Origin of the sequence: Lachnotalea glycerini (assembly GCF_003201285.1) — a bacterium.
GTDB classification, from domain to species: domain Bacteria; phylum Bacillota; class Clostridia; order Lachnospirales; family Lachnospiraceae; genus Lachnotalea; species Lachnotalea glycerini.
Genome location: NZ_QICS01000007.1, coordinates 103255 through 123825, shown reverse-complemented (window position 1 = coordinate 123825; position 20571 = coordinate 103255). Strand labels below are relative to the sequence as shown.

The window sequence follows — 20571 nt, the reverse complement described above, 5'->3', positions numbered from 1 at the left end:
GCAGCTTGATTCTCAATAGGATTGCAAAAAGAATGAAAGATTTGTTGTAATCGTGCAAAAAATATATTATTATAGTAAAGTATATGCAAATTTATGAGAAAAAGAGAATAATTATAATTCTTTACAATTTACTGGAGGGACAGATGGATCAACTAATTAATATTTTTAACAAAATTGACTCTTTGATATGGGGAGCGCCTCTATTAATCTTATTAGTAGGTACAGGAGTTTATCTTACCGTGCGCTTAGGACTCATACAGATTTTCAAATTACCAATGGCCTTTAAATATTTATTTTCCAAGGAAGAGGATAGTGAAAAAGCAAAGGGTGACGTTAGTAGCTTCGCGGCGCTTTGTACAGCATTGGCGGCAACGATAGGGACTGGAAATATTGTAGGCGTTGCTACTGCACTTAAAGTTGGCGGACCGGGTGCTTTATTTTGGATGTGGATGGCAGCCTTTTTCGGAATGGCTACAAAATATTCTGAGGGTTTGCTTGCCGTAAAATATAGAGTAGTTGATGACAATGGCCAAATGTCTGGTGGACCCATGTACTATATTGAAAAGGGATTAGGAAATAAATGGCTGGCTAAACTGTTTGCATTGTTTGGAATTGGAGTAGCCTTTTTTGGTATTGGTACGTTTGCTCAAATTAATTCAATTACACAATCGACGCAGGTTGCTTTTCAGATACCAGTAGTAGTTTCCGGCACAATCATTACCGTATTGGTTGCCTTGGTAACGGTAAATGGGATTAAATCAATATCTAGAGTAGCAGAAATTGTTGTACCATTTATGGCAATGCTTTATATTTTAGGTTCTGTTGTAATTTTAATTCTAAACATTCATATATTACCTAATATAATCGGAATTGTAATAAAAAGTGCTTTTACACCTGTGGCAGCTACGGGAGGTTTTTTAGGAGCAACAATCAAGCAAGCAATTCAGAGCGGAATTGCTAGAGGTGTGTTTTCTAATGAATCAGGACTTGGAAGTGCACCAATTGCAGCGGCAGCCGCCAAAACAAATTCCTGTGTGCGCCAGGGTCTTATTTCAATGACAGGGACCTTTATTGATACAATAGTAGTCTGCACAATGACTGGTCTGGTTATTATTTTAACTAATGCATGGAGTATGAATATGGAAGGAGCAGAAATAACAAATTATGCCTTTTCTACAGCACTTCCGGGTGCTAACCTTGGAAAAGTTATTGTTACGGTAGGCCTAATTTTCTTTGCATTCACAACAATAATTGGATGGAATTATTATGGTGAGCGTTGTACCGAATATTTATTTGGCATAAAGGGAATTAAAATATATCGATATATATTTATTTTTCTTGTGGCAGTTGGACCATACTTAAAGTTAGAACTAGTTTGGATTGTTGCTGATATTGTAAATGCTTTGATGGCAATTCCAAATCTGATTGGAATATTGGGGCTTCGAAAGATTATTATTTCTGAAACTAAGAGCTTTTTTGAAACATTGAATGAGAAAGCTATTTTAGACAGTACAAAATAAGAATAGAATGTATTGGATGTTCAAGTGGAGTTTGCAGCTAATTGCAAGCTCTTTTTATGTAATAGGGAAATTGCGTCCTATTACATTTAAATACTCCACAGGATGCGCACGAATGCAAGTGAAAAATGTCACTGCATAACAGCATTCGACGCGGCAAAGCGGTCAAGTCTCTCATGAGTGAGGAATTAGGAAGCTAACGTATAAAAGTATGAAGCAAATAGAAAAAGTCTGCATATATTATAAAGACAAATATTAAAACATGTTTATAGAGGTTTATATATGGAAAGACTGGATCCTAAAAAGCTGACTGTAGAATTTTCCCCAGATGTTACAAAGACTGAGCCTATTATAGGACGTAAGTATACTGTGACTCATTCCGATCAGACAGCCGAGTTGTACTTATCAATAGGACTGGAATATGCATATGAAAAAATTACAAGCATGAGGGATGAAGTACTTGCTGAATGGAGAACAAATAAGGAGGAGACAATATTGTTTGTATCAGTTTTGGTTGGAGGAGAATATAATCCTATCATAACATCTGTGCGAAATGAAGTTTTTCGCCGTGAACTGCCACTAGCATTAGAAGCAATAAGATATGGTGATAGAGAATTATTTGCGGCACATCCTGAACTTGATAATGCGCCAATCATTGTAAATTTCGAAGCGCCAAATACAGATTATGATCAGCTTGAAAATTGGGGGATAGGTAAGGATTATAAATAGGAAAAACATACTTGTTTAATAGGAAAATCACGTAATTTCTTATAAGTTATTTAATATTTTTTTAATAAAAACAAAAGATTTTTGTGCTACTATTTTAGTATTAAAGCTTAGCTGAATTTATAAAGATTTACAGAAAGAAATATAGATTTAGCTTTATTATACGAAAGTTGGAGGATTCAAAATGAATAGCAGAACAGAAAGTAAGAATAACGATGATTTATCAAATGTCAAGGTGATGGATGTAATTGACCTTAATACATTACAGAAATTTTTAGATAATTTCGCAGAAAGTATGGGGATAGCCAGTGTAGCTGTTGATATGGACGGCAATCCACTAACCAAGCCAAGTTCCTATACAAAAATTTGTGATAAATTTATTCATTCTACTAAAATTGGTGATGACAGATGTGCAGTTTCTCATAAAAGAGGAGGAGAAGAGGCAGCGAAAGCAGGAAAGCCTTACATTTACAAATGTCACGCTGGTTTGATTGATTTTGCAGCTCCAATTATGATAAATGGAGTACAAATTGGTACGATTTTAGGAGGGCAGATTCTGACATCTCAGCCAAAATCAGATGAATTTAAAAAAACAGCAAGAGAAATAGGAGTTGATGAAGAGCAATATTTTGAAGCGGCTAAAGAAGTGCAGATAACGACAGAAGCAAAGCTTAAGTCAGCTGCTGAAGTTTTATTTCTAATTGCAAATTCATTATCACAAATTGGTTATCAAAAGATGAAATTGAAAAATATGAGCTCAGATTTATTAGAAAGCTTTACTCAGATTTCCGCAACGATGCAAGAGCTTGCAGCATCCTCTGTAAGTGTGAATGAAAATCAGATTTTACTGAATAAGGAAATTCAAAATGTAAGTGAAAGATCCAATCAGATTAATACAATATTAGAATCAATTAAAAACATAGCTGATCAAACAAAAATGCTTGGATTGAATGCAGCGATAGAGGCAGCAAGAGCAGGAGAGCATGGCAGAGGTTTTTCAGTTGTTGCTACAGAGATTAGAAATCTTTCACAAAATTCTAAGGAAACTGCTATGGACATAGTGAACCTAACAAGAGAAATTCAAAACTCTGTTAATAAGACTCTGGATATTTCTAACTCAACAATGGAAAATGCAGAGCAGCAGTCAGCTGGTATTGAGGAAACAACGGCAAGCGTGGAAGAGGTATTAGCATTGACCAATGAATTGTATACAATGGCAAGTGATAATTAGAACATAATAATAAAATAAGCGTAAATAAAAGGGTAATGTTGATTGGAGACATTACCCTTATTAGGTGGAAATAAAATCAATAATAAAATAAAGATATTGCAAAAGCTGAGGAAACTCGTTAAAATGATATATAATTATCAAATGTTAAATTAAAGAAGATAGGGATAAATTGTATGATTGAGTCAAGCTTTCAATATGATACAATAGATGAGGAGTAAATATGGCAAGACCAACAAAATTGAGAAAAATTGATTATATACCAGCAATACCTTATTTTATACCGTCTGAAAAGGAAATAGCAGAATTACCGGAGAATATACTCAAACTAGAGGAATTGGAGGCAATACGTTTAAAGGATTTAGAAGGTCTTGAACAAACGGATTGTGCACAGCGCATGGAAGTATCAAGACCGACTTTTCAAAGGATATTATTGTCAGCTAGAGAAAAAATTGCAGATTGTCTTATAAATGGGAAAATGGTTCATATCGAAGGCGGTAATTTTACACGTAATATATGTCCAATTCACTGCATGAGCTGTGGTAAAGAGTGGAAAGAAAGCTATGAAAATTTGGAAGTAATAAAAAATGGTCAATATATATGTCCAGAATGCGGATCGGATAAGGTTTTATGTAAAGAAAATTGTAAAGGAAAATTCTGCAGAAAGAATTGTTGGCGGTATGATAATAGTGATTTCTAAATAAGGCGAAATAATAAAGTGTTTCATAGTGTTTTCTGTGTGTAAAGTACCCCATCACTCGTTAGGGGAAAGGTACTTTACACACAGATACCCATTATTGGTGATAATTGTCAAAAATTTAATGCTCGCAGCCGTGCTCATGTTCATGACAAGAGTCGCCTGAATCAGTAACAGAACCAGCAAGCCAAGCAAGGGCAACTTCCTTAACATTTCCGGAACAACCGCGTACAACTTCGATACCGCAGCTATTTAGCACATTTACTGCACCATCTCCCATATTACCAGCTAACATTACTGTAACACCCATTGAAGCTAGGGTCTGTGCAATATTAGATTTGCAGCCGCAGCCCTCTGGAGAGTCGACAATTTGCTGGTCAGCTATCTCTCTTCCCTCTGTTGTAAATACAGTAAAGTATTCACAGTGTCCAAAATGACTGTCGATCAAATCCTGATGTGTAGGTAAAGCAATTTTCATGTTCTATTCTCCTTTTACTTGTTAGTTATATTTATGTAGCATCAAAATATATTTGATTATCATATAATATGATAAAACAGTTAAGAGCATATGTCAACAACTGTTTTGTTTTAGCTTATATAGTAACTTTTATTAGTATTCACAAAAAAGAAGTGTTATAATTTGAATTACTTAAATTAAGGAGAAAAAGCAATGAACTTTTACTTTGCACCTATGGAGGGGCTGACTGGATACATTTATCGAAATGCCCATAATACATTTTTCAACTCAAAAATTAATAAGTATTTCGCACCATTTATTCAGGCGAATCAAAGCGAAAGCTTTAAGGCTCGTGAGCTAAATGATCTTTTACCAGAGCATAATGAAGGGATCAGTGTCGTTCCACAAATTTTAACGAATCGTGCGAAAGATTTTATTCATACCTCAAAGAAATTGAAAGCGTTAGGTTATAAGGAAATCAATCTAAACTTAGGATGTCCTTCGAAAACGGTTGTCACTAAAAATCGTGGTTCTGGTTTCTTGGAAAAGACAAAGGAGCTGGATGAGTTTTTAGAAGAAATCTTTACAAGCTTCATTTCAGAAATATCAATAAAAACCAGAATTGGAATAGAAAATGAAGAGGAATTTTATGAGCTATTAGATATATATAATAAATATCCTATTAAAGAATTGATTATTCATCCCAGATTACAACAAGATTTCTATCAAAATAAGCCAAACCTTGCCATTTTTGAATATGCCTTAAACAATAGTACGAATCCTGTTTGCTATAATGGAGATATTTGTAAGGTGAAGGATTATTGTGATTTACAACAAAGATTTCATAATTTAGACACCATTATGATTGGAAGAGGATTATTAGCTAATCCGGCTTTAGTACATGAAATAACCGCCAATAACAGATTGGATAAAAATGTATTAAAGCAATTTCATGATAAAATATATTTCGATTATCAGGAGATTTTATCTGGTGATAGGAATGTTTTATTCAAGATGAAAGAATTATGGTTTTATATGATTACTATATTTACAGACAACGAAAAGTACACCAAAAAGATTAAGAAATCACAAAAACTAAGTGACTATGAAGATGCAGTTTCTCGTTTGTTTCAAGAGCAGGAATTAAAAAATGAATGGGTATCAAAAGACTGAAACCCATTCACCTTTATACTAATAAATTTCTTTGAATTTCCTGATATTTAAACTTATCATGGTATCGCTAAGATGCAAAAAAGGAAGTAATTGCTTCACAAATGCATTTCCCAAGAGTGTCTGGATTCAATCCAACAAAGCAAGCAAGTTACTCAAGCGCTAGGTTCTTTATAGCTAGAACTGTAAGGTCATTTGGAAAGATAAATGTTCTTCCCTTAGCTGATATTGATTCGCCAATGCAGGACCGCAGGAATTGGAGCCAATTCCGCTCATTTTGTAATCAAGACATAAAACAGTATGTTCTGATTGCAAAAGTTCATAATTGTGTGCTTTACTTGCTAGTTCCTCTTGCGTATACCGGCTGGTTTGGAAAGAAAATGGAGCAGCAGCATTTACATGAATGTTCTTTCCTGTTGAGGAGGATAAAATCACCTCCTCACAATGAAAGTGACTTGAATTTTCTTGTGGCTTAATATAATCCACATACATATTTTCTACATTTGACTTAAACCTACCAAACCATGATGAACGGTGCTTGTCGACGTAGCTTTCATTTGGACCGTAGCCTAAATATTCTACAGCATTGTATTCCTTAGGTAAGAATAAACGCAGACCAAGTCTAGGAAGAAATGGCAGGGCAGTATTACGTTTTCCATCTAAATCGAGCGTAATTGTACCATTGCTGCCAATGGTCCAAGTCACATTTAAATCCAAGATATGCTGGATTTGAATGGCATTGATAGCAAATCGGCAGCTTATTTTAACAACATTATTTTTGTTTGTCAAAGTAGTTTCGTATACTCTGACAAGAGCTCTGTTATAACCAGCAGATTCCCATTCGTTGCGGATTGTGCTGTCATTGTCAGTAGGAGCACGCCAGATATTATATTCCAGAGGCTTTTCTATTATATTACAATTATCTATAGTCAGAGAATCAAAGCTTGCTTGCATTTTATTAAATACATATCTGAAATTAGTTCCCTTTAGTAATATCAAAGAAGAGTTTTCTTCGGTCTGTATACTTTCCTGATGATAATCTTTGGCATGTACCAATGGTCTATTATGCTCTTTTAGCATAAGTTGATCAAAGCCAAGTAAATGCCCTGCTTTTGTAAGTGGTTTATCAAAGATTTGCACATAATTTATTTTCAGGCTCAAGCTTTTTGTCTGTTTAAAGTACGCTTGATTTATTGTGATATTTAAAACAGTTGTCTCATGTGGCTTTACATCAACGGTTCCTAACTCGTAGGTTTCAACGACTTCACCGTCATAGAGAAGCTGTGCCTGTAAGTTTACATAATCTTTCAAATTCGTAAAATCCAGCATATTCTGCAATTTGATTTTTCCAGTTGCAGCGTCCAATAAGAAAGCTCTGACGGGTCTTATAACATTTTTATACTCTGCCAAGGCAGGGTGAGGGACACGGTCAGGACTTACCATTCCATCCACGCAGAAATTGCCATCATGCGGGAATTCATTAGAATCGCCGCCATAGTGGAAGATATTCTTGCCATTTGTAGTGATACCACGATAGATCGCATGGTCACACCATTCCCATACAAAACCACCAACAAAGCGGTCATGCTTGTAAATACATTCAAAATAATCCTCAATATCTCCCGGACCGTTACCCATGGAATGGATAAATTCACAAAGCATATAAGGTTTTGGATTTGTAGCCAGATAATTTTCAATTCCAGAAATTGGCTCATACATTTTACTATATACATCTAGCATAGAGGTATCGTTTTTATGACCACCCGTTTCATGAATACTTCCTTCATAATGAAGCAGCCTGGTTGAATCGTAGGCCTTGATAAAACGACCTGTATCTTCAAAAGCCTTGCTATAGCCAGCCTCATTTCCCATGGACCACATGATAATACAAGGATTATTCTTGTCACGAATTACATTTCTTTGGTTACGGTCTAAAATGGACTTTGCAAAAATTTCTTTTTGAACCAAATCTCCGAAAGTATCAAAGGAGCTTCCACCATAGAATTGAGTAGCTCCATGTGCCTCTAAATCACTTTCACTTATGACATAAAAGCCGTATTCATTGCAAAGCTGAGTAAACCAAGGAGCATTTGGATAGTGGCTGGTTCGAATAGCATTGATATTGGATTCTTTCATCATTGTTAAATCTTTTAATACTTGCTCTCTGCTTATAGTATAGCCTGTTACAGGATCACTGTCATGGCGGTTTACACCTTTGAATTTAATCTTTACACCATTAATATAAATGATATCGTTCTTGATTTCGATGCAGCGAATACCTATCTTTTGATAAATAATCTCATCCGGAGTTTCAATTTTGAGAGTGTAAAGATAAGGTTCTTCTGCATTCCAAAGAGTTGGATTTTCAAGTTCAAAGGCTAACATAGCATCCTGCACAGTCTTGGTAGAAATAATTTGATCCTTTGTATCAAATAAGGTACAGGTGGTTGGCACAGAGACACTGCGATAATTGAATTTGATTTCAATTTGCGCATTTTTGTAAATATTATTTAACCGAGTTTTAATAAAAAAGTCACGAATATGCTCCTTTGGACGGTGGAGCACATAAACATCTCTAAAAATTCCGGTCATACGAAACTTATCTTGATCCTCTAAATAACTTCCATCACACCACTTTAATACTACGACAGTAAGGTCATTTTGCCCAAGTCTAATATAAGGAGTGATATTAAATTCACTCGTAGAGTGCGAAACCTGACTGTAGCCTACGAAAGTTTGATTGACATAGACATAAAAGCAGGAATCTACACCCTCAAAATTTAAATATTGTAAATAATTACAATTTTCCTCTGTTATATCGAAGCTTTTATGATAAACGCAGGTTGGGTTCTGCTGAGGTACATAAGGAGCATCATATGCAAATGGGAAAGGGATATTCGTGTAATGGTGATGGTCATAACCATACATTTGAATACATCCGGGAACTGGAATAGAATCATAGTTTTTATAGGAATAGCCTAACTTTGTAAAATCCTCTAAAACATATGGATTCTCATAATATCGAAAATCCCAGTTACCATTTAATGTAAGGATTCTTGAACTTTCGTTTGTGTTTTCCAAAGTAAAAGGAATATAGTAGCTTCGATTGTCTTCACATCCTATGTGAAGTGAAGAAGGATCTTCATAATAGTTTGGTAGTTTTAATTCATTGGATAACATAACAATCCCCTTTCGTGATAGGCATAAAGTTTATATTTTATCTAATAATTACGAATAAAAATATGTTGAATAAATAAAACTATTCTATAAAGAATATATCAAAATGCAAGTTATTATTCCATACATAAAATTTAAGTTCATATGCATAAAGTTTTCAAAATCTTTGACAAAAATAAAAAATTATTTTATGATAATAGAAAAAGGATTGAGGGAGATAGGTATGAAAACCGTCGTAGGCTATTATGACTGGGAATCAAATGAAAAGTCTGTATCTGACCAAAATTTTTTTGTACATTGCAGTGGTAGATATCGTTTGGTACATAAGGAAAGGTTTGCAACAGAGCGTCCGAGCGGTTCCAATAACTATCAATTGCTTTATATTGCTGATGGGAAAGCCAGATTTTTGATACATGATAAGCTGCATATATTGGAAAAAGGACATTGTGTACTGTATCGTCCAATAGATGCACAATATTATTATTATTTTCTTGAGGATCACCCAGATATTTACTGGGTACATTTTTCCTGTAAGGAAGATAATTTATTTTTTGAAAAAACAGGCTGGGGAAGTGGAAATATTTATTATGTGGGTATGCATAATGCATATGTACAGCTCTTTGATGCTATGATTTTGGAATTACAGCTAAAACAGCCTTATTTTGAGGAACAGCTTCAATTTTTGATTCAGGAATTGATGCTTAAAATGGGAAGAAATCAAATCCGAGAGAGAACAATTTTTGAAAGCTATAACAGAGAAGTAGAAGATGCCATACGTATGTTTCATTTAGAGCCTGAGCGAGATTTTACAATTAAGGAGTTTGCAAGGGAAAGAGGGCTGAATTATTATCGCTTTATTGATAATTTTACTCATTATGCAGGAGTCTCACCAAGACAGTATATCATTAATTTACGTATGATGATTGCTAAGGATTTGCTGTTGAATTCATCCTTTCAGATAGCAGAGGTCGCAAGGTTGATTGGCTATGGAAATGCACTTTATTTTAGCAGATTATTTAAGAAAAATATCGGTGTGTCCCCTACAGAATATAGACAACAGATTCGAATTTGAAAGATAGGAGTATGAAACAACAGCATTGAGCTGCACGAAAGGTGTAGCCCAATGTCTGTTATAGCCTATTTCTAGTCCTCTTTCATTAATTCTATGAATTTCTGAAGCTTTTCAGGGGCTATCTTGTATTTAATACATTCTCTTACAATAGAATCATATTTTCCCTCTTCCAAGGTATCAAATCCACAAAGCCAATCCATACTAACGCAAAAAGTTTTGGATATCATGATAAGCATGTCTAAAGTAGGCTTGATTTGACCATTTTCGTATCGGGTGATACTTGACTTATTGATTCCTAATTTCCTAGCCATATCTATTTTGTTAAGTCCATTTCTTTGTCTTAATTCAATCAGTCTTTCTTTGATTTCTTTCACTGTTACGCTCCTCTTAATATATTTATATGATTACGCAACTAATTTTACACTATAAAATGAATTTGCGCAACAAAACTTTCTTGACATTTGGATATAAATGGTATAAAGTATAATTAGTAGTTGCTTTAAAGACAACAATGACAAAAAGGGGAAGAAATATGTTGGACAATCCAAGAGACAGATTTATTAAGCTTGAAGCCATTAGAGTAAAATACGGCTTATCCAAAGAACAGATGACAAATTTTCTTGGTCTGGATAATGTTGCGGCTTATGAAGATAAAATAAATAAAAAGTATCCGTTTACCTATGATGAGTTACTAATTATAAAAGCTACATTTAATCTAAAAGCAGAAAGAAGAGGTGAAAAATTATATACGGTAGATGATATTTTTTTAGATTAGAAATTGTCTAATAGACAACTAAATAACTAAAACACGGTGAAATGGGAGGAAAAATTTTGGAACAGGAAATTAAGTTTGATATGAGTGAGAAAACAAATAGGGAAATTCTTCGTTTTCAACTTGAGCAATTAGCCGAGGTTTCTAAGGATTGCTTGACAGAGGAGTTGTCTAAGATAACAAGTTCCATGATTGAAATTGTATCATACCTGGAAAATAATCAAAGTGTTCAATAAGCGTAAGTTGTGTTTCATACACAACTTACGTTTTTTTTTATTTCATAGGAAAGACCTTGTTGTGGTAATGTATAAAAGTATTGATTCCTATGAAATATTTATATTTTTATAATTAAATTGTAATTATAAATAGTGATATTGAAAACTCTATGGTATAATTTACCCGAACAGTATTTGCGATTGGTAAAACATATACGATGATCGTATTGATGGAATATATGCAATTATAACAGGAGGAAATCATGGTACCAGAACGATATAAAGAAATGCTAGGTAAGAAATCCGTTATTCGGGAAATGTTCGCATATGGAGCAAAAAGGGCAGAGGAAATTGGCTATGATCATGTATTTGATTATAGTTTGGGCAATCCATCCGTGCCTGCACCAAAAGATTTTCAGGAAAGATTACTTGAGTTAGTACAAAGCGAAGAGCCTACAAAGCTTCATGGCTATAGTCCGAGTTTGGGAATTGAGTCTACTAAAAATGCAGTTGCAAAATCTCTGAATCAACGTTTTGACATGAGCTATCAATCAAAACATATCTTTATGGTTTCAGGGGCAGCGGGTGCAATCGCACATGCGGTTAGAGCAGTGACAAACGGTGGGGATGAGGTTATTACCTTTGCACCGTTTTTCCCAGAATATATACCATATATAAATTCAACAGGGGCTTTGCTTCAAATAGTGCCGGCTGATATTAACACCTTTTCAATTAACTTTGATAAATTATTAGAGTTTTTCAATCCAAAAGTCACCGCTGTGCTTATTAATACTCCGAATAATCCGTCAGGAGTGGTGTACTCTACCCAGACCTTAACCAAACTTAGTCAGATATTGAGTGAAAAGGAAAAAGAATATGGTCATCCTATTTACTTAATCTCAGATGAACCTTATCGGGAAATTGTATTTAATGGCGTGGATGCGCCTTATGTTGCAAAGTTGTATCACAATAGTCTGACCTGCTATTCCTTTAGTAAATCTCTTTCCATACCAGGTGAGAGAATCGGTTATATTGCAGTGAATCCACAATGCGAAGATGCCGATATACTGGTAGATGTATTTGGACAAATTTCAAGAGGAATTGGACATAACTGTCCTCCGTCCTTGATGCAGCTTGCCATTGAAACGGTTCTTGATAAGACCTCCGATTTATCGGTTTATGAGAAGAATAAAGAAATACTTTATGAGGAATTGAAAAAATTAGGATTTGAATGTGTAGAGCCAGGTGGAACCTTTTATATGTTTCCAAGAGCCTTGGAAGAGGATGCAAATCGATTTTGTGAAAGGGCAAAAGAATTTGATTTACTGCTTGTGCCTGGAGACAGCTTTGGTTGTAAAGGCCATTTTCGGATCTCCTATTGTGTAGACACCCCAAAAGTAATACGTTCCTTAGAGGCATTTCATAAATTAGCGAAAATTTATAAATAAAATGGGGAGAATACCAATAGGTGCATTTGTACCGCACAGGGAGAGACATGATGAAGAAGAATCATAAGGAAACAAGGTGGCATAAGCTAGATAATACAGCTAATATTTTTCCTGTGATAGCGAGTGAAAATCTTAGTAATGTATATCGCATATCAGTCACATTAAAAGAAGATATTAAACCAGAGCTTTTACAAGAGGCACTTGATACGGTGCTTCCTTGGTTTGAGGTATTTAACGTACGATTAAGAAGAGGAATATTTTGGTACTATTTTGAAACAAACAGACACAGACCTGTTGTGGAATTAGAGAGTAATTATCCTTGCAGATATATTGATCCGTATAATAATTATAAATTTTTATTTCGGGTATCTTACTATCAAAAACGGATTAATCTGGAGGTATTTCATGTACTGACAGATGGAATGGGTGCCATCACTTTTTTGAAAGAATTAACCTATCAATATTTGCGATTATGTGAACCAAAGTTTAGAGATTGCGTTGAGGCGAAACCAAGCAGAGAATGTTCACTTAATATAGAAGACAGCTACTTAAAATACTATAAAAAAAGTGATGCAAAGGGTTATAAGACGAAAAAGGCTTATCAGCTAAAGGGGAAATTTATGCCTCCTACTGTTATGGGAGTCGTTCATGGATATATTGAGATACCTAGTTTAAAAGCAGCCTGTAAGATTTACGATGTAAGTATTAATCAATATTTGGTTGCTCAATTGTTATGGAGTATTTATACAGAATATTTAAATAAGCAAATATGCAAGGAACCTATTTGCATTAATATTCCGATGAATTTAAGAAAGATTTTTGAATCCAGTACTACCAAAAACTTTTTTGCAGTATTATTAGCAGAATTTGAGTCTGATAGAGAGGACTATACCTTTGAGGAAATATTAGAGAAAGTTACGAACAATCTTAAGAAGCAGATGACCAAAGAGCATTTGCAAGGTCTAATTTCCTATAATGTGTCAAATGAAAAGAGATTTTATGTAAGAGCAGTACCTCTTTTTATTAAAAATATTGCAATTAAATATATTTATCACAATTCCTCTAAGGCATTTACTACTACAATTACAAATTTGGGAAGTATTAGCGTATTAGATGAATTTCAAGATTATATAGATAAATTTCATTTGGTTTTGTCCGTTTCTAAGAAGCAAAGTTTAAAATGCAGTGTTTGTTCCTATAAAGATGAGCTTGTTTTTACATTTGCATCCGTGTTAACAGATATGAATTTGGCAAAGACTTTTTTTAGAAATCTTGCATTGCAGGGAATTAGAGTGTCAATAGAAAGTAATGGTGTTTACAATGAAGAGATGTAATAAGTGCAATGTAGAAATATTAGAAGAGATCAGTGTATGCCCACTATGTCAGCATGGACTGGAAACTATTTCTGATGCAAAACACAAGAAAATGTATCCTAAAATAGAATTTGATAACCAGAAGTTTGTCCTGCTGCTTCGAATATTTATCTTTATTTCGATTATTTTGGTGCTTGGCTTAGTCATTATCAATGCTGCTACCTACAATGGGCTTTGGTGGTCACTCATTTGCGTTGGAGTAATTTCGTATTTTTGGGTAACGGTAAGATATTCTATACAAAATAATACGAATTATGCTGCAAAGATATTAGTACAAACGATTGGAGGTATGGGGCTGTGTCTTTTGACTGATGTAGTTATGGGATATCAGGGCTGGTCCATTAATTATGTGATTCCGGCTATCATATTAGTTGGATATTTTGCAATACTAATGCTTATGATTGTCAACTTTATGAGCTGGCAAAGTTACATTCTATTTCAATTTACATTAGTGATTTTTAGCATGATTTTGATGGGATTACATTTTCTTAATATTATAACCAAACCGATTCTTTCCTATGTTACGGCGGGAATTACTCTGGCAATTTTTATCGGAACAATTGTTTTTGGAGATAAAAAAGCAAAAACAGAATTAATAAGAAGATTTCATATATAGGTGCTTAAATGAAGAGAACAATACAAAGTGTGCAAGGAAGAATTCTATCCAATTTAATGGCAGATATTACTTCTGCACATGTAATAGGGAAAAAAATAAAAAGCGGTGAGTACAGAAAAAGACCAATTGAGCCTGTATGGAGGTGCCCAAAGGGCTATCAGCTTTTAAAACAATATATGGGAAATTATGAAATGGAGTTGCTCGAGCCATACAATCCAAAGAGAAGCTTAGTCGTATTACAGCTTCATGGAGGAGGTTATATAGGGCCGATGAAGAATATATATCGAACCTTTGCAGTCCTATATTCAAAAGCAGCAGATGGTGCAAGCGTTGCTACCATTGATTATCGGGTTGCTCCGGAAAATCCTTATCCGGCGGCTTTAGAAGATGCAATTCATGCCTACTTCTGGTTATTGGAAAATGGTTATTCAAAGGAGCAGATTGTGGTTGCGGGTGATTCTGCGGGTGGTGGTCTTGCTTTGGCATTGTGTCTTTACTTAAGAGATGAATGCAAACCACTTCCTAAAGGAATTATAACAATGTCTGCATGGTCTGATTTGACTTGTGAAGGGGAATCCTATACTTCGAATTATGAAATCGACCCTTTATTTGGAAATACAAAAGATAGTATGCTGTTTCAAAGCGACTATATTGGAGATAATGATGCCAAAAATCCATATATTTCACCGGTGTTTGGTGAATATCATGAGTTTCCGCCTGTTTTAATGCAGGTTGGGAGTGCAGAAATGCTTTTGAGTGATACACTTGAGGTGGCACAAAAAATTAAAGAACAGGGTGGGAAGATTAGAGTTAGTGTGTATGAGGGCATGTTTCATGTGTTTCAAATGTCAAAATTTTTAATACCTGAATCACGAGAAGCTTGGAAAGAGGTTTCATTCTTTTTTAAGTCCATTTTGAATAAATTGTAATAAAAAATTAATATAAAAAGTGAATTATACAGATAACAAATTTAGCTGTTGTGAATAAATAATAAGATAGAAAGTAAATAGAAATTTGGTAGAAAACAAGTGAAGAAAAAAACAAGTAATAAAAAGAAAAGTAAATTGATCTATAGCATTCTTGCAAGCGCAGTTTTTTTGGCAGGAGCATTCTTGCAAAAGAATGGATATGATTTGCAAAAGCATGTTGCATCCTTTAAATACAACCAGCTAAACTCTGTAATGGAGGTACATTTTATTGACGTTGGGCAGGCAGATAGTATATTGATTGAATCAGGCGGAAAATATATGTTAGTAGATGCTGGGACAAATGAGGATGGAGAATTAGTGGTTGATTATCTAAAAAAGGAAGGTGTGTCTAAGCTTGATTATGTAATAGCAACTCATCCGCATGAGGATCATATAGGAGGTATGGATGACGTTATTAATAGTTTTTCTATAGGAACGGTTTTCATGCCAGATGTAACACATACGACTCAAACTTTTGAAGATGTATTAACTGCTATTTCAGGGCAGAATCTAGAAATAACAATTCCACAGGTGGGAGAACAATATACGATTGGTGAAGCCAGCTTTGTTATCCTTGCACCGAATAGCGATGACTATGGAACTCAGTTGAATAACTATTCGATCGGCATTAAATTAGTGAATGGAAATAATAGCTTTCTTATGTGCGGCGATGCAGAAAAAGAAGCTGAGCATGATATATTAAAGAATGGCATTGATATTAAAGCACAGGTCTATAAGGTGAGCCATCATGGAAGTAATACGGCAACGACAGAAGAGTTTTTGGATGCGGTTTCGCCAGAGTATGCAGTGATTGAATGTGGTCAGGATAATGATTATGGACACCCTAATAAAGAAACATTAGACAAATTTAAGGCTAGGGGAATTGAAGTATTTCGAACTGATATGAATGGCACGGTAGTTGCAGAGTCAGATGGTACCAATATTACTTGGTCAAGTGAAAAATAAACATTCTATGGAAAATACAAATGAATACATGTAAATATGTTAATATAGGATAGTATATGTGCACAAAGTACCTGAGTCCCTTACTCCATAGAGACTCAGGTACTTTATTTCTTGTTTCATAGGAAAGACCTTGTTGTTAACGTATAAAAGTTTTGAATCCTATGAAATAAAAACACAATGTGCACGAATGCAAGTGGAAACTGTCACTGCATAATCGCATTTGGCGCGGCAAAGCGGTCAAGTCCATCATGATTGAGGGATTAGGGAGCTGATGCGGACTTGTTTCTTTGCTCTAAACTATTATTATAGTAAAAGAATGAAGCATACATATATTTAATGAACGAACCCTATATTAAATTGGCTCTTAATAATCTTGATTTTAATATAGGTCCTACAATTGCTGCAAGAGCAATCTTAATTCCATCACCGATTAAGTATGGAATGACACCGGCCATTAAAGCTTGCCAAAATGTTAAATTGGCCTGATAAGCAAGCCATCCGGTTCCAAGCAGATAGGCAGCAAATGTAGCCAGAATAAGTCCTAGAATAGACATAAATAATTTCCCATTGAATTTTTCTATAAAATAGCCACTGATAAGAGCCATAAATATAAAGCCAATTAAATAGCCGCCGGTGGGACCAAAGAGCTTTCCCGGACCACCTGAGAAACCGGAAAATACAGGCAAGCCAACAAGTCCAATCAGCAGGTAAATAAAATAACTGATTGTTCCACGTTTCCACCCAAGTATAAAGGCCGTTAAATAAATTGCCAGATTAGTAAAGGAAATAGGTACAGGACTAAAGGGAATTGGTATAGAAAGCGGTCCGAGAATACAAGTGATTGCCGCCATAATTCCAATTAAAGCTATTTGATAAGCGGAACTTTTGGTTATTTCTTTTGAAGTAAAATCAGTATTTGTTTTCATATTATCTTCTCCTTTGGATGTCCAATCCCATACTTGTTAGCATTGCTTTATCCTGAGCCGTGTTGCAGCCTGTGGTTGTTAGCATGTTCCCGGTAATGGTTGCATTGGCACCAGATAAAAAAGCACGTTTGCCGGAATCAATCATAAGAGTGCGTCCGGCAGCAAGCCGAATATCCGCAGACGGATTAAGAAAACGAAATATAGCTATTGTTCGTAGTATTTCATCTTCTGATAATTGATCTAAATTCTCTAGCACAGTACCTTGTATTGGAATCAGCACATTTATTGGAATAGAATTAATATGCAATGCAGCCAGAGTAAGTGCCATATCAATTCTGTCCGCCCAAGTTTCACCCATACCAATAATACCGCCGGAACAGACATGTAATCCAGCCCCTTGAGCCATTTTAATACACTTAATTTTATCATCAAAGGTATGAGTGGTACAAATGTTTGGAAAGAATCTTCTGGAGGTTTCAATATTAGCATGATACATTTTGACTCCGCAGGATTTCAATGCCTTAAAGGAATTCTCATCTAATAGACCGTGCGATGCACATAGATCTATTGCACATTCCTTATGCATTCTGGCGTAGGCTTTAAGCGCTGCTTCGAAAGGCTTGCCCGTAAGAGTTCTTCCAGCAGTTACAATAGAATAGCGATGCACACCATCGTCAGCATTTGCATGGCAATCAGCTACGATTGTAGCTTCGTCAAGAAAAGAATAGGACGATACAGCTGTATGGTGATATCCAGACTGTGCACAGAATTTACAATTTTCACTACATTTTCCACTGCGGCCATTGATGATAGTGCACAGATCAATATGGCTGCCGCAAAGCTTGATACGAATTTTATTTGCAGCATCACATAAATCTTCTAACTCTTCAGTTAGAAGAAAGCTAAGATCATCTGTGGCGTTTAATCGCTTCCCATTTATAATATCATTTGTTAATTTATGTAGCATAGTTCCTCCTTTACAGTAAATCAATAGTTTTCAATAACGTTATTTAACAATAATTAATAAAAGAAACATAAATAAAACAGTTTGTGGTTTCAAAACAGATTATAGATAAAAACAGGTTAAATGTCAACCGATTAAATCATTAAGGTTAACATTAAGACGAAAAGAATGATGAAATAGCTTTATACTATTTCATCATAGACTTTTGTTATAATAAAGAATTAATTATTGAGATTTTTTTTTGATTTGTAGCTATTCTTGTATTTGCAAGAAACAAAAAGTCGTATATCCTCCTGGTCAGAAATACTTAAATGTTTATAATTACTTAAAAAATTGATATCATTTTGTGTAATCGATTTGAGATCAAGTGATGGCGAACTATTTAACAATAATATTCCCAAATCCTTTAACATATTGATACTAATTGAATCATCTGCTGAATATTCTGCCACTGATTCTAAAAGAATGCTATCAGATATTGAAATTATATTTTGATTAATTAGTTGATCTATTCTAATGTTATAAAGTTCTGCAAGCTTCAATAAACTTTCACTACTGGGAATACGTTTGCCCGTTTCGTATTGAGAGTAACCACCACGTGAGATATGTATGTATGAGCTGACATATTCCTGCGTATAATTATGTTGTTTGCGTAATTCAATTAGTTTTAGCGGTAGTAAAGATACTGACATAAAATAAATCCTTTCATAACTTTTATAAATTAGTGCAAAATAACTATAATTATTATAACAATTTAAAATATGAATTGCTGAAAACGAAACACATTGAATCAGAATTGGAAAGAAATGGAAAAAGCAACGAAATGTTACATATATTTCGTTGCTTTAAAGAAAAAATAATAGAATACTTTAGATAAGAAATGTGTTAACTTTTTAATAATTTATTTACACTAACCAATTTGACACAAAGAGTAAATAATACAGCAGCCTGCTGCATTTCATCGGGAGTTGGAAAAGAAGGAGCAATTCGAATATTTGAATCAAAAGGATCTTTTCCATATGGATAAGTAGCGCCTGCATTCGTCATAACAATTCCTGCTTCTTTGCACTTTGCAATGATATCCTTTGCACAACCATTCATTGCTTCAAAGGAAATGAAATAGCCGCCCTTTGGTGCTAGCCAGCTGCCAATTTCCAAGCCGCCAAGCTCATTTTCCAGTACCTTAATTACTGCTTCAAATTTAGGTCTCATAATATCAGCATGTCTTTTCATATGAGCCATAACACCGTTTATATCTTTAAAATATCTCACATGTCTTAGCTGGTTGATTTTATCATGACCAATTGTTTGAATGGTCATGAATTTTCTAATATAATCAAGGTTTGCTTTTGAGGCTGCAACAGCGGAGATTCCCGAACCGGCAAAGCTTACCTTTGATGTAGATGCAAATTCATATACCATATCGGGGTTTCCTGCTTTTTCACACTCGCCTATAATATCTAACAGTGTGGCTTGGTCATTGTCATACAAATGATGAATTGCATAAGCATTATCCCAGAATATTCTAAAATCTTTTGCGGCTGGTTTCAATCTTGCAAATCTTTTTACCGTTTCATCCGAATAGGTAATTCCCTGTGGGTTCGAATATTTTGGTACACACCAGATTCCCTTGATTGATTCATCCTTAGTTACTAATTCTTCTACCATATCCATATCCGGTCCATTAACAGTCATAGGAACATTAATCATTTCAATTCCAAAAAGCTCTGTGATAGCAAAATGACGGTCGTAGCCGGGAACCGGACATAAAAATTTAACCTTGTCTAATTTAGCCCAGGGAGTGCTTCCTAATACTCCGTGAGTCATGGAGCGGGCAACTGTATCATACATAATGTTTAAGCTTGCATTTCCGTTTACAATTACTTGGTCAGGAGAAACTTCCATAATATCAGCCATGAGTTTCTTCGCTTCGGGAATCCCATCTAAAACTCCATAGTTTCTGCAATCTACGCCACCCTCTGTTAATAATTTGCTAGAGCTGTTTAACGTGTCCATAATATCCATAACCATATCAAGCTGAGAAACAGAAGGTTTACCTCTTGACATATCAAGCTTTAAACCTTTACCCTTTGCATCTTCAAAGCTTTTTTCCAGTTCAGCTTTAAGCTGTGTTAATTCGTCTTTACCCATATCCTTCAATGATTTCATAATAGCCTCCTACTTATCTACGTTTTAAACTTTCTTAATTCTATTTGATAGCAGGTAGTATTGTCAAGCGTAAAAATGTACGAATATTACGTTAAAAAGCATGAATTTAG

The 20571-nt window shown here is 34.7% G+C and carries 20 protein-coding genes; 13 read left to right on the top strand and 7 right to left on the bottom strand.

Annotated elements, in window-relative coordinates; translation table 11 throughout:
- Positions 1–143: 143 nt before the first annotated feature.
- From C8E03_RS13760 to C8E03_RS13745, 4 genes are all read left to right on the top strand, one after another.
- Positions 144–1520: an alanine/glycine:cation symporter family protein gene (locus C8E03_RS13760; protein WP_110291287.1), complete on the top strand. Its 1377-nt coding sequence runs from the start codon at positions 144–146 to the stop codon at positions 1518–1520.
- 279 nt (positions 1521–1799) lie between these two features.
- Complete coding sequence (locus C8E03_RS13755; RefSeq protein ID WP_094378205.1) at positions 1800–2246, top strand: staygreen family protein; 447 nt, start codon at positions 1800–1802, stop codon at positions 2244–2246.
- A 181-nt stretch (positions 2247–2427) separates the two neighbouring features.
- On the top strand, positions 2428–3474 hold the full coding sequence (locus tag C8E03_RS13750) for a PocR ligand-binding domain-containing protein (protein ID WP_110291286.1): 1047 nt from the start codon (positions 2428–2430) through the stop codon (positions 3472–3474).
- A 220-nt stretch (positions 3475–3694) separates the two neighbouring features.
- The gene (locus tag C8E03_RS13745) at positions 3695–4171 is read left to right on the top strand and encodes a DUF134 domain-containing protein (RefSeq protein ID WP_094378203.1); all 477 of its coding nucleotides are present in this window, start codon (positions 3695–3697) and stop codon (positions 4169–4171) included.
- A gap of 118 nt (positions 4172–4289) precedes the next feature.
- Here C8E03_RS13745 and C8E03_RS13740 read toward each other — a convergent pair whose 3' ends face one another.
- The gene (locus C8E03_RS13740) at positions 4290–4646 is read right to left on the bottom strand and encodes a NifB/NifX family molybdenum-iron cluster-binding protein (RefSeq protein WP_094378202.1); all 357 of its coding nucleotides are present in this window, start codon (positions 4644–4646) and stop codon (positions 4290–4292) included.
- Between the two features lie 192 nt (positions 4647–4838).
- Here C8E03_RS13740 and C8E03_RS13735 point away from each other — a divergent pair, with 192 nt between their 5' ends.
- Positions 4839–5798 carry a tRNA dihydrouridine synthase gene (locus C8E03_RS13735; RefSeq protein ID WP_110291285.1) on the top strand — a complete coding sequence of 320 codons (960 nt, stop codon included), beginning with the start codon at positions 4839–4841 and terminating at the stop codon, positions 5796–5798.
- Positions 5799–5972: 174 nt separating this feature from the next.
- On the opposite strand, the gene C8E03_RS13730 is transcribed toward C8E03_RS13735, so the two are convergent.
- Positions 5973–8975: a glycoside hydrolase family 2 TIM barrel-domain containing protein gene (locus C8E03_RS13730; protein ID WP_110291284.1), complete on the bottom strand. Its 3003-nt coding sequence runs from the start codon at positions 8973–8975 to the stop codon at positions 5973–5975.
- A gap of 220 nt (positions 8976–9195) precedes the next feature.
- On the opposite strand from C8E03_RS13730, the gene C8E03_RS13725 reads away from it, so the two are divergent.
- Positions 9196–10044: a helix-turn-helix domain-containing protein gene (locus tag C8E03_RS13725; protein WP_170123003.1), complete on the top strand. Its 849-nt coding sequence runs from the start codon at positions 9196–9198 to the stop codon at positions 10042–10044.
- 71 nt (positions 10045–10115) lie between these two features.
- Here the strand turns inward: C8E03_RS13725 and C8E03_RS13720 are convergent, their stop codons facing one another.
- Positions 10116–10418 (bottom strand): helix-turn-helix domain-containing protein, encoded by a 303-nt coding sequence (locus C8E03_RS13720; RefSeq protein WP_170123002.1) that lies wholly within the window; start codon positions 10416–10418, stop codon positions 10116–10118.
- A 158-nt stretch (positions 10419–10576) separates the two neighbouring features.
- On the opposite strand from C8E03_RS13720, the gene C8E03_RS13715 reads away from it, so the two are divergent.
- The 7 genes from C8E03_RS13715 to C8E03_RS13690 all read left to right on the top strand — a co-directional run bounded on the left by C8E03_RS13715 (position 10577) and on the right by C8E03_RS13690 (position 16402).
- On the top strand, positions 10577–10819 hold the full coding sequence (locus C8E03_RS13715) for a hypothetical protein (RefSeq protein ID WP_094378197.1): 243 nt from the start codon (positions 10577–10579) through the stop codon (positions 10817–10819).
- A 56-nt stretch (positions 10820–10875) separates the two neighbouring features.
- Positions 10876–11052: a hypothetical protein gene (locus C8E03_RS22000; protein ID WP_170123001.1), complete on the top strand. Its 177-nt coding sequence runs from the start codon at positions 10876–10878 to the stop codon at positions 11050–11052.
- Between the two features lie 242 nt (positions 11053–11294).
- Positions 11295–12479, top strand: coding sequence for a pyridoxal phosphate-dependent aminotransferase (locus C8E03_RS13710; RefSeq protein ID WP_094375828.1), 1185 nt, complete (start codon positions 11295–11297; stop codon positions 12477–12479).
- Between the two features lie 50 nt (positions 12480–12529).
- A complete protein-coding gene (locus tag C8E03_RS13705) occupies positions 12530–13813 on the top strand; it encodes a WS/DGAT domain-containing protein (RefSeq protein WP_242993544.1) in 1284 nt (427 codons plus the stop codon).
- Positions 13800–14468, top strand: a complete 669-nt coding sequence (locus tag C8E03_RS13700) for a DUF6320 domain-containing protein (protein WP_094375830.1) — start codon at positions 13800–13802, stop codon at positions 14466–14468. The genes C8E03_RS13705 and C8E03_RS13700 overlap by 14 nt, the downstream gene beginning before the upstream one ends.
- Positions 14469–14476: 8 nt before the next feature.
- On the top strand, positions 14477–15397 hold the full coding sequence (locus tag C8E03_RS13695; protein WP_094375831.1) for an alpha/beta hydrolase: 921 nt from the start codon (positions 14477–14479) through the stop codon (positions 15395–15397).
- 99 nt (positions 15398–15496) lie between these two features.
- The gene (locus tag C8E03_RS13690; RefSeq protein ID WP_242993542.1) at positions 15497–16402 is read left to right on the top strand and encodes a ComEC/Rec2 family competence protein; all 906 of its coding nucleotides are present in this window, start codon (positions 15497–15499) and stop codon (positions 16400–16402) included.
- A gap of 347 nt (positions 16403–16749) precedes the next feature.
- Here the strand turns inward: C8E03_RS13690 and C8E03_RS13685 are convergent, their stop codons facing one another.
- The 4 genes from C8E03_RS13685 to C8E03_RS13670 all read right to left on the bottom strand — a co-directional run bounded on the left by C8E03_RS13685 (position 16750) and on the right by C8E03_RS13670 (position 20461).
- A complete protein-coding gene (locus C8E03_RS13685) occupies positions 16750–17328 on the bottom strand; it encodes a biotin transporter BioY (RefSeq protein ID WP_110291283.1) in 579 nt (192 codons plus the stop codon).
- A gap of 1 nt (position 17329) precedes the next feature.
- On the bottom strand, positions 17330–18295 hold the full coding sequence (bioB, locus tag C8E03_RS13680; RefSeq protein WP_110291282.1) for a biotin synthase BioB: 966 nt from the start codon (positions 18293–18295) through the stop codon (positions 17330–17332).
- Positions 18296–18513: 218 nt separating this feature from the next.
- Positions 18514–18984, bottom strand: coding sequence for a helix-turn-helix domain-containing protein (locus C8E03_RS13675; RefSeq protein ID WP_110291281.1), 471 nt, complete (start codon positions 18982–18984; stop codon positions 18514–18516).
- Between the two features lie 193 nt (positions 18985–19177).
- Entirely contained in the window at positions 19178–20461 is a 1284-nt protein-coding gene (locus C8E03_RS13670; protein ID WP_094379011.1) for an aminotransferase class I/II-fold pyridoxal phosphate-dependent enzyme, read from the bottom strand.
- Positions 20462–20571: the final 110 nt, after the last annotated feature.